The sequence below is a fragment of the Acidithiobacillus sp. TH-A36 genome (genome assembly GCF_057473445.1).
In genome coordinates this window covers 1-8,892 of record NZ_JBYCKP010000236.1, presented here as the reverse complement: position 1 = coordinate 8,892, position 8,892 = coordinate 1, and the positions used below count along the sequence as shown (strand labels likewise).

13 protein-coding genes are annotated in these 8,892 nt (G+C 57.4%); 6 read left to right on the top strand and 7 right to left on the bottom strand.

What is annotated here, in order from left to right; translation table 11 throughout:
- The 5 genes from thiD to AC2VLY_RS06200 all read left to right on the top strand — a co-directional run.
- A partial coding sequence (gene thiD / locus AC2VLY_RS06220) for a bifunctional hydroxymethylpyrimidine kinase/phosphomethylpyrimidine kinase (RefSeq protein ID WP_486921945.1) occupies window positions 1-492 on the top strand: 492 nt, incomplete at its 5' end.
- Window positions 479-1,150, top strand: a complete 672-nt coding sequence (thiE, locus tag AC2VLY_RS06215; RefSeq protein ID WP_486893272.1) for a thiamine phosphate synthase — start codon at window positions 479-481, stop codon at window positions 1,148-1,150. The genes thiD and thiE, both read left to right, overlap by 14 nt.
- Window positions 1,151-1,152: 2 nt before the next feature.
- On the top strand, window positions 1,153-2,445 hold the full coding sequence (hemL, locus tag AC2VLY_RS06210; RefSeq protein WP_193650251.1) for a glutamate-1-semialdehyde 2,1-aminomutase: 1,293 nt from the start codon (window positions 1,153-1,155) through the stop codon (window positions 2,443-2,445).
- Window positions 2,442-2,837, top strand: coding sequence for an HIT family protein (locus AC2VLY_RS06205; RefSeq protein ID WP_193650250.1), 396 nt, complete (start codon window positions 2,442-2,444; stop codon window positions 2,835-2,837). The genes hemL and AC2VLY_RS06205 overlap by 4 nt, the downstream gene beginning before the upstream one ends.
- Window positions 2,838-2,845: 8 nt before the next feature.
- On the top strand, window positions 2,846-3,133 hold the full coding sequence (locus tag AC2VLY_RS06200) for a ComEA family DNA-binding protein (RefSeq protein WP_486893202.1): 288 nt from the start codon (window positions 2,846-2,848) through the stop codon (window positions 3,131-3,133).
- Window positions 3,134-3,145: 12 nt separating this feature from the next.
- Here the strand turns inward: AC2VLY_RS06200 and rng are convergent, their stop codons facing one another.
- The 7 genes from rng to nadD are packed head-to-tail and all read right to left on the bottom strand — an operon-like array spanning window position 3,146 to window position 8,083.
- A complete protein-coding gene (gene rng, locus AC2VLY_RS06195; RefSeq protein WP_010640463.1) occupies window positions 3,146-4,636 on the bottom strand; it encodes a ribonuclease G in 1,491 nt (496 codons plus the stop codon).
- A complete protein-coding gene (locus AC2VLY_RS06190; protein ID WP_486893201.1) occupies window positions 4,633-5,220 on the bottom strand; it encodes a Maf family protein in 588 nt (195 codons plus the stop codon). Before AC2VLY_RS06190 ends, rng begins: the two co-directional genes overlap by 4 nt.
- A complete protein-coding gene (locus tag AC2VLY_RS06185; protein WP_486893200.1) occupies window positions 5,217-6,122 on the bottom strand; it encodes a hypothetical protein in 906 nt (301 codons plus the stop codon). Before AC2VLY_RS06185 ends, AC2VLY_RS06190 begins: the two co-directional genes overlap by 4 nt.
- On the bottom strand, window positions 6,122-6,550 hold the full coding sequence (locus tag AC2VLY_RS06180) for a hypothetical protein (protein ID WP_193650321.1): 429 nt from the start codon (window positions 6,548-6,550) through the stop codon (window positions 6,122-6,124). Before AC2VLY_RS06180 ends, AC2VLY_RS06185 begins: the two co-directional genes overlap by 1 nt.
- Before the next feature lie 16 nt (window positions 6,551-6,566).
- Window positions 6,567-7,040 (bottom strand): 23S rRNA (pseudouridine(1915)-N(3))-methyltransferase RlmH, encoded by a 474-nt coding sequence (gene rlmH / locus AC2VLY_RS06175; protein ID WP_193650246.1) that lies wholly within the window; start codon window positions 7,038-7,040, stop codon window positions 6,567-6,569.
- 6 nt (window positions 7,041-7,046) lie between these two features.
- A complete protein-coding gene (gene rsfS / locus AC2VLY_RS06170) occupies window positions 7,047-7,403 on the bottom strand; it encodes a ribosome silencing factor (protein WP_010640473.1) in 357 nt (118 codons plus the stop codon).
- A gap of 23 nt (window positions 7,404-7,426) precedes the next feature.
- Window positions 7,427-8,083, bottom strand: coding sequence for a nicotinate-nucleotide adenylyltransferase (nadD, locus tag AC2VLY_RS06165; RefSeq protein ID WP_486893561.1), 657 nt, complete (start codon window positions 8,081-8,083; stop codon window positions 7,427-7,429).
- A gap of 99 nt (window positions 8,084-8,182) precedes the next feature.
- Between nadD and AC2VLY_RS06160 the strand changes: the two genes are divergently transcribed.
- Window positions 8,183-8,866, top strand: coding sequence for a lysophospholipid acyltransferase family protein (locus AC2VLY_RS06160; RefSeq protein WP_486893563.1), 684 nt, complete (start codon window positions 8,183-8,185; stop codon window positions 8,864-8,866).
- Window positions 8,867-8,892 lie beyond the last annotated feature (26 nt).

Genomic DNA, 8,892 nt, shown 5'->3' with positions numbered 1-8,892 from the left:
GTGGTGCTGGACCCGGTCATGACGGCTGGTGGGGGTACTTCTTTGGCGGGCATGGGATTGCGGGAGGCCATATGCACCGAACTTTTACCCAGGGTGACCATTATCACGCCCAACGGTCCTGAGGCGCTGGCTTTGACGGGTGCAGCAGACTTGCGGGCCGCCGCAGTCCTGCTCAATGCGCAGGGTGCCCAATGGGTTTTATTGTCCGGGGGGCATGGCGAAGGTCCGAAGCTGGAAAACCTGGTTTTTCGGGGGGGCATTCTGCAGCAGACTTTTATTCAGGAACGCCTCCCGCATCAATATCACGGTTCAGGCTGCACCCTGGCTTCAGCGGTTGCTGCGGGTCTGGCCAAGGGCCTGGACATGCTGCAGGCCATAGAAGCCGCTCTTGATTTCACCCATGCAGCGCTGCGTACGGCCTATCCTTTGGGACGGGGCCAGTTTTTCCCTAACCGATTTGGTCATCCTCAAAGCAGCCATGGGCGGGAATGAGTTGCAGCCGGACATTGCCGGTTTATACGTCATTACCGATCCGCACTGGATGCCGGAAGCTGTTTTTCTGGACAAGGCCGAAGCCGCTTTACGGGGTGGGGCAAGGATCCTGCAGTATCGGGATAAGGGCGACGTCCGGCAGGACCATGCGCGGCGACGGCGGCAGGCGGGTGCCTTGCGTGAACTTTGCACACAGTATGGTGCCCTGTTTGTGGTGAATGATGACCCCGATCTGGTGAGAGCGGTTCAGGCTCCGGCTCTGCATGTCGGCGCAGAAGATGCGCCTGTGGCCGAATTGCGCCAGGCCTTTGGTCGTGATCTGTGCATTGGCGTATCCTGCTATGCTTCGCTGGATAAAGCCCGGGAAGCTGTCAGTGCTGGGGCGGATTATGTGGCTTTTGGTGCTTTTTTTGCCTCGCCGAGTAAGCCGCAGGCCCCTCGCGTAGATCTGCAGGTTTTGCGAAAGGCCCGAGCGGAACTGAATATTCCACTGGTCGCCATTGGCGGAATTACCGAGGATAATGGCGGAGCGCTGATTGCTGCAGGTGCTGATGCCCTGGCAGTGATTTCCGGGGTGTTTGCCTCGGAACAGGTAGAAGCGGCCGCCCGGCGCTTTGCGGTATTATTTGATCATCTCGGAAATATTCCCAAGGAGTAATGATGACCCAGACTTCTCACGATTTATTCAAGGCAGCCCGGCAGTGTATTCCCGGCGGTGTGAATTCTCCGGTACGGGCTTTTCGTGGTGTGGGCGGAGATCCCATCTTTATGGACCATTCCGAAGGCGCGTATTTTTGGGATGTGGAAGGCAAACGCTATTTGGATTATGTAGGCTCGTGGGGGCCGATGATTCTCGGTCATAATCATCCTGAGGTCCGGGCCGCCGTTCATGCCCAGGTGGATAAGGGTTTGGGCTTTGGTGCCCCCACGGCCATTGAAGTAGACATGGCCGAGATGGTTTGCCGGCTGGTCCCGGGTATTGAGTTGCTGCGTATGACCTCCAGTGGCACCGAAGCGGTGATGTCGGCTATTCGCCTCGCCCGGGGTTATACCGGCCGTGATAAAATCATCAAGTTTGAGGGGAATTACCACGGCCATAGTGACAGTTTGTTGGTTAAGGCAGGTTCCGGCGCCCTGACCCTGGGGCAGCCCTCCAGTGCCGGGATTCCCCGGGAAGTCAGTCAGGATACCCTGGTTCTGCCTTACAACGATTTGTCTGCTGTAGAACAAATGATGCAGCAATATGGTTTTGATGTGGCCACCATCATCGTCGAGCCGGTAGCGGGCAACATGGGTTGTGTTCCTCCCGAACCGGGTTTTCTGGAAGGGCTGCGGACCCTTTGTGACCAGTATGAAACGATCCTGATATTTGATGAAGTCATGACCGGTTTCCGGGTGGCGTTGGGAGGTGCCCAGAGCCTTTATGGGGTGCGTCCGGATTTGACGACTTTCGGGAAAATCATCGGCGGCGGATTGCCGGTGGGGGCACTGGGCGGTCCCAGGGAAATCATGGAATATCTGGCCCCTAACGGCCCGGTTTATCAGGCGGGGACCCTGTCGGGGAATCCGGTGGCGATGGCGGCGGGCCTAAAGACTTTGCAATTGCTGAGCGAGCCGGGATTTCATGACAAACTGGCCGTGCAAACCCGAAAATTGTGCGACGGACTGGCGGAGCGCGCCAAGGCTGCCTCTGTCCCGTTACAGATTAATCAGGTTCCGGCCATGTTTGGCTGGTTTTTCAGCGACGAACCTGTACGCGGATTTGATGCGGTCATGCGTGCCGACAGCCAGCGCTATGCGCGTTTTTTTCATGGGCTGTTGGCGCAAGGCGTCTATCTGGCACCCAGTGCCTACGAAGCCGGGTTTGTTTCTGCGGCGCATGGTGATGCTGAAATCAAGGCCACCCTGGATGCTGCAGAATTGGTTTTGGCACAATTGAAGGAGGAAGCATGACCACTTTATTTACCCGTATTATCGCCGGCGAAATCCCTGCCCAGAAGCTGCTGGAAGACGAACATTATCTGGCTTTTCTGGATATCCGCCCAGTCCGTCCCGGACATACCCTGGTTATTCCCAAAAAGGAGCATGATTATATTTTCACCCTGGATGATCAGACCCTCGCCGGACTATTACCCTTTGCCAAACGCGTGGTTCCGGCGCTGGAAAAAGTCACCGGATGCAAGCGGGTCGGGATGATGGTTGCCGGACTGGAAGTTCCCCATACCCATGTCCATCTGATTCCCATGAACGCTATTCCGGACCTGAATTTTGCCCATGCTACGGATACTCCGGCAGCGGAGCTGGCTGCCATGGGAGATCAGATTCGGGCGGCCTTAGAGGGCTGAGGCTAACCATGCCGACGCCGTGGCGCTATGTTTTGGTGCTGTTTCTGACAACCTTGCTGGGCGTCAACATAGCCTGGGGCAAAGGTAAAAACTGTCCGCCCCAAGTGAATATCAATCAGGCCGGTATCGAACAGTTGCGCTGTTTGCAGGGTGTGGGAGAAAAGCGTGCTGCGGCCATTGTCGCTTTTCGCGAGGCACATGGCCCCTTTCCGGGGCCAGCGGCCCTGGGTGCCGTATTAAGCCCGAAAATTGTTGCCCGCCTACGGCCACAGATTGTCACGCAAGGTCCAGATTGAATGGATCAGTATTCACATCAAAATGATGTCGTACTGCTCCTGGGTATAGGTGGCTTCCGCCTGGACCTTGATGGGGCGGCCGATGAATTCCTCAAGTGCCGCAAGGCTGGTGCTTTCTTCGTCGAGCAGTTTTTCCATAACCATGGGTGAAGCCAATACGACAAAGCGCTCGGCAGGATAAGCCCGGCTTTCCCGGACTATTTCCCGCAGGATTTCGTAGCAGATGGTTTCTGCCGTTTTCAGAAAACCACGACCATGACAATAAGAGCAGGGTTCGCACAGGGTCTGGCGGAGGCTTTCGCGGGTGCGCTTGCGGGTCATTTCCACCAGGCCCAAGGCTGAAATCTGGGTAATATTGCAGCGGGTGCGGTCATTCTGAATGGCTTTTTCCAGGGCGCGCTGCACCCGTCTTTTGTGTTCTTCATCATCCATGTCGATGAAATCAATGATGATCATGCCGCCAATATTGCGCAGACGCATTTGTCGGGCAATGGCAGCGGCAGCTTCCAGATTGGTTTTGAAAATGGTGTCTTCCTGATTGCGGCGCCCGACAAATCCCCCGGTATTTACATCCACCGTTGTGAGGGCCTCGGTCTGGTCAATGATCAGGTAAGCGCCGGATTTGAGGGTGACCCGGCTTTGCAAGGCCCTTTCAATTTCATCTTCCACATTATAGAGATCAAAGAGGGGGCGCTCGCCGCTATAGTGCTCCATGCGGTCGGCGACTTCCGGAATGACGCGCTGGCAAAAACTCGCTGCCGCCTCATAAGTCTCGCGGGAATCAATGCGCACCCGTTCGATGTTGTCCGACATGACATCGCGCATCATGCGCATGGCGAGATTCAAATCACTGTGAATCTGGCAGGGGGCACTGCTGTTTTCCAATTGGCGGCGGATCGAACTCCACAGGCGGCGCAGAAAATCAATGTCTCCGACAAAGTCCTGATGTTCAACCCCTTCTGCCAGGGTACGGATGATGTAGCCACCGGCTTCATCAGCAGGAATGGCGGCTTTGAGTTCGTCCTTGAGCCGGGATCGTTCTTCCGGCGACTCAATGCGGGTGGAAACCCCGATACGGGGCACAAAGGGCATGTAAACAAGGTATCTTCCCGGCAAGGTAATCCGCGTTGTCAGCCGCGCGCCCTTACTGCCGACCGGATCCTTGATGACTTGGACCAGAACTTCCTGACCTTCGTGCAACAGGGTACAGACATTGCGGACTTCATGATGACCGGGGCGTGTTTCAATGTCGGTTTCGCCATTCAGTTCCTCGCTGTCATCCTGAATGTCGGCAGCATGCAAAAAGGCGGTGCGATCCAGTCCGACATCGACGAAGGCGGCCTGCATGCCGGGTAATACCCGGCGCACGACGCCTTTGTATATATTCCCGACCAGTCCGCGATGGCCGCTGCGTTCTACCTGCAGTTCCTGGAGTACGCCGTTATCTACCAGGGCGACGCGGATTTCCTGGGGAGTGACATTGATGAGAAGTTCTTCGCTCATGTGGATCCTGAAAATGCGGGTGGCGGAAAGCCGCATTGAGATAAAAGCCGGGCCGTTTCAAAAAGGGGCAAGCCCATGACGCCACTGAACGAGCCCTGAAGATGTTCGACAAAAATCGCACCCAGGCCCTGTATGGCATAGGCCCCCGCCTTGTCTGCGGGTTCCCCGCTGGCCCAGTAATCCGCCATTTCCTGGGGGTTCATGTTGCGCAGGCGCACGGTGCTGCTGTGCAGGATTGCATCGACCTGTCCATCATGCAGCAAGGCAACTGCCGTATGGACCTGATGGTCTTTCCCGCCGAGTTTCGCGTACATGGCATAGGCGTCGGCAGCGTCGCGGGCTTTGCCAAATGCTTGTCCGGCCAGGGCAACCACCGTATCGGCGGCAAGAATCAGATTTTCTGGATGACTTCCTGCCAGGGCTATGGCTTTGCTCCGCGCCAGGCGCTGCGCCAGACGTTCCGGGAGTTCACCGGCCTGCGCGGTTTCATCGACATCCGCAACCTGCACCTGCGGGTCATAGCCCAGTTGCCGGAGCAGGGCCAGTCGCCGGGGAGAAGCCGATGCCAGAATCAGCTTGCTCACGAAGTGGGGCTGGCATTCACCAGAAGCAGCTCGGCGGTTCCCGCTGCCAGGCCGGAACCCGTCGCCAGGGCCAGAGACTGGTCGGGGACGCCATTACGCCGCAGGTTGCGCAAAATGGCTTCGGCGCGCTGGGTGGCCGCATTGGCTCCCAGCGGCTGGGGCGCTACCCGTACCAGAATTTCCTGGGCATTACTTTGCTTGAGAATACGGGAAATAGCCTGCAAACGTTGTTCACCATCACTACTGAGGCGGTTATCGCTGCCAAAAAGACTGTCGGCAGGCATGGAGACATGCACCCCGTCGCTGGCGGCCTGCACCCGGGCATATACGGTCAAAGCCTTGCCATAAGCAGGCAGGCTCGTGGTGCTGGTAATGGCGGTACTGCTGGATAAGCCGTTTAGCGAACCTGGTGGTTGTTTGGCAAGGTTGGCGAGATGCTTTTCTTCGGCCTGTAGCATCTGTTTTTGTTGTTGAATTTCTGCCTGTAAATGCTGGGTTTGCGCGCCGGTCATGGTTTTGCTGGCCAGTTGCTGGCGGAGTCGCGCATATTCGTTCTGCAGGGCCTGATGCTGGCTGGTCAGCGATTGAACCTGTTGTTGCAGCTTACTCAGGCTGGTCTGCTGATGGATAGATTGGCGCTGTTCCTGCAGGCCCGCCATCCGGGCGTCAAAAATGGCTTTGTCGACCTGAAAGATTGCCGGGTTGACCTGATCACGGGTCATCATTTGCAGGGATTCCTGCAAGCCCGATAAAGTGGCTGGCGGAATGGCCGGCCCGTTGCGCTGGGCATTCTGCAGGCGTTGCAGGGATTGTTGTAATACCCGGGTGGTTGCGACATCGGCACTGGCCAGCGCGGGAAATGACAACAACAGGGCGGCAGCAATCAGGGCGTGGACGCGCATTATTGAGACTCCTTGGCGATTTGTGCCTTGGTGGCATCTATTTGCTGGTGGGTTGCGGCGATCTGGCTTTGCAGATTGGCGATCTGGCTCTGCAGGGCCTGGCGCTGACTGCTGCCGGGAGAGCTCTTGAGACGAACCTGAATATTATCCAGCAATACTTTCGCCAGCAGGGTTTCGCGCTCTGCCAGAAGATAATCGCCCCGGGACTGCGCGGATTGAGCGGCTGTCAATGCGCTTTTAACCGGTGCCAGCTGGGCATCATTGACGGCAGGTGAAAGGGCCAGAATGTGCTCCCGCCCCGCCTGCACGGCAATGGCATCCGAACTGCTCTGCTGGGGGCTGACTTCGACCATTTGCGCACAGGCGCTCAGTCCGAGACTCAGGGTCAGGGCCATACTTATCCGGATGACTCCCGGTTTTATCCACATTTGCTTCACGTCAGCGTCACTCCTCTGCGCCACGATGATAAGGTAATCCGGCCTGAATGCTCCAGGCCCGATATAATTGTTCCGCTAAAACTACCCGCACAACAGGATGCGCCATGGTCAAGGCCGACAATGACCATTGCCAGTCAGCCTGTAATTCGGGGTCCAGTCCATCCGGTCCGCCGATCCAGAAGGTGACGTCGCGGCCACCCAGAAACCAGGCATCCATACGCTGCGCCAAGGCCTCACTGCTCAGTACTTTGCCACCCACTTCCAGGGCGACTTTCTCGGACCCTGCAGGCGTGGCACTCCGTATTCGCTCGCCTTCTTCACGCCGCCACCGGATCGGGTCGCCACTGCGCCCCCTTTTGGCCATTGGCAGGGCGCGCCATTCCACCCGACACTGTGGCGGCATTCTGGCTGCATATTCAGCGACACCGTTTTCCACCCAGACTGGCATTTTGTTGCCGATGGCAAGAATCCGGAGCCGCATCGATAATCAGCGGCGTTCGTTTTGCCCACGCATCTGGGGAAGTTCTCCCCAGAGCCGTTCGAGCTGATAAAAATCGCGCACCTCAGGGCGCATGACGTGAACCACCACATCGCCGAGATCTACCAGTGCCCAATCACCCACGCTGAGCCCTTCTTTTCCTAGTGGCCGGACGCCCTCTTCGCGCATGCGGGCCATGACATGATCAGCCAGGGCCTTGAGATGACGGTCGGAGGTGCCAGAGGCAATAATCAGATAATCCGTAATGTCGGTCTGTTTACGGACGTCGATGGCTTTGATATCGAGGGCTTTGTGTTCATCAAGAACAGTCACAATAATGTCGCGGAGATTTTCTGCTGTCGCCAAGTGCAATAATCCTTTGAGTCGATTTACGGGCTTTGGTAGAGCCCCTTGCTCTCAATATAATCCAATACTTCGTCGGGTAACAGGAAGCGCGGACTTTGGCCGTTGGCCAACAGACTGCGAATACTGGTCGCGGAGATTTCCAGTGCGGTGATGGTCTGAAAAAAAATGAAGCCGGCGGGTTGTTGGTGGAGCTGGCGGATATCGTCGCAACGCCGTTGATAGAGGGTTTGCCGCAAGGCTTCGGGAAGTTCGGCAGCCGGCCAGCCCGGTCGTCCGGTGACGATAAGATGGGTTAATTCCAGAATCTGTTGCCAGTCGCGCCAGGTATCAAAACGCAAAAAGGCATCCATGCCAATGACCATGGCCAGTAAGGCATCCGGGCGTTCCTGACGCAGGGCGCGGAGGGTGTCCACGGTATAGGACGGCCCCTTGCGTCCCACCTCCCGATCACTGACGGCAAAACGGGGGTGGTGGGCGACGGCAATGCGGGCCATGGCCAGACGATGTCGGGCGGCAGCCCAGGGACTTTGACGATGCGGCGGATGACCTGCAGGAATCAGCATCACCTCGGCAGTCTTGAGGGCCTGACGGACTTCCTCTACGGCGCGCAGATGCCCGTAGTGGATGGGGTCGAAAGTCCCCCCCAGAATAACCAGATCATTATCGGTAACATTATTCATTACCGGAATATAACCAAGGCTGGGAACGGGGGGAAGGCAGCGACAAAAGGCCGGTCCCGCGTTTATGATGTGCGCTTTGCGGAACAGATCAGGAATCAGGTGGCTAAATCATCGGTCGAATCCTCCAGGGCAAGCCCCGGACAGCAGTCGCAGGTGTGGTTGATTGTCGCCCTGCTGCGTGGTGCAGCCGTTTTGCCGGGTTCATGGCGGGCGGCGTTGGGTTCCGCGCTCGGCGATGTCGCCCGGCGGATTATGCGGCGACCCCGCCAGGTGGTTGACGCAAATCTGGCCATTGCTTTTCCCGATCTTTCTTTGGTGCAGCGCCACGATTTGCAACGCCAGCATTTTCGCACATTGGGCCAGGCGGCTTTGGAACTGGGACCCCTGTGGTTCTGGCCCCTGCCCCGGGCTTTGCGGCTGATTCGTGAGGTGCGCGGTGTGGAACAGGTGGATGCTGCGCTGGCAGAAGGACGCGGTGTCATTTTGTTTACCGCCCACCTGGGGGCCTGGGAAGCGGCCGTACAATATATTGGTCATCGCTGGCCGGTGACGGTGCTATATATGGGCACCCGCAACCCGGCGTTAAATGCATTGATGGCTGCAGGTCGGAGACGCAGTGGCGCGCGGTTGACGCCCAAGGAAGAGGGCATCCGTCCTCTTTTACATACGTTGCAGCAGCATCAGGTGGTGGGTATTTTGCCGGACCAGAATGTGGTGTCACGGATCGGCAATATGGAGCCAAACCGCAGTCGGCGTAATGGCGCCACCTTGGGATCGGCGTAATGGCGCCACTTCCGGATCGGCATAAA

Excerpts from the sequence above, each read along its gene's own strand:
- nadD (WP_486893561.1), bottom strand. The coding sequence starts at position 8,083 with ATGAATAATGTTACCGATAATGATCTGGTTATTCTGGGGGGGACTTTC.
- AC2VLY_RS06185 (WP_486893200.1), bottom strand. The coding sequence starts at position 6,122 with ATGCGCGTCCACGCCCTGATTGCTGCCGCCCTGTTGTTGTCATTTCCC.
- rlmH (WP_193650246.1), bottom strand. The coding sequence starts at position 7,040 with ATGCGGCTCCGGATTCTTGCCATCGGCAACAAAATGCCAGTCTGGGTG.
- rng (WP_010640463.1), bottom strand. The coding sequence starts at position 4,636 with ATGAGCGAAGAACTTCTCATCAATGTCACTCCCCAGGAAATCCGCGTC.
- AC2VLY_RS06205 (WP_193650250.1), top strand. The coding sequence starts at position 2,442 with ATGACCACTTTATTTACCCGTATTATCGCCGGCGAAATCCCTGCCCAG.
- AC2VLY_RS06200 (WP_486893202.1), top strand. The coding sequence starts at position 2,846 with ATGCCGACGCCGTGGCGCTATGTTTTGGTGCTGTTTCTGACAACCTTG.
- hemL (WP_193650251.1), top strand. The coding sequence starts at position 1,153 with ATGACCCAGACTTCTCACGATTTATTCAAGGCAGCCCGGCAGTGTATT.
- thiE (WP_486893272.1), top strand. The coding sequence starts at position 479 with ATGGGCGGGAATGAGTTGCAGCCGGACATTGCCGGTTTATACGTCATT.
- AC2VLY_RS06180 (WP_193650321.1), bottom strand. The coding sequence starts at position 6,550 with ATGTGGATAAAACCGGGAGTCATCCGGATAAGTATGGCCCTGACCCTG.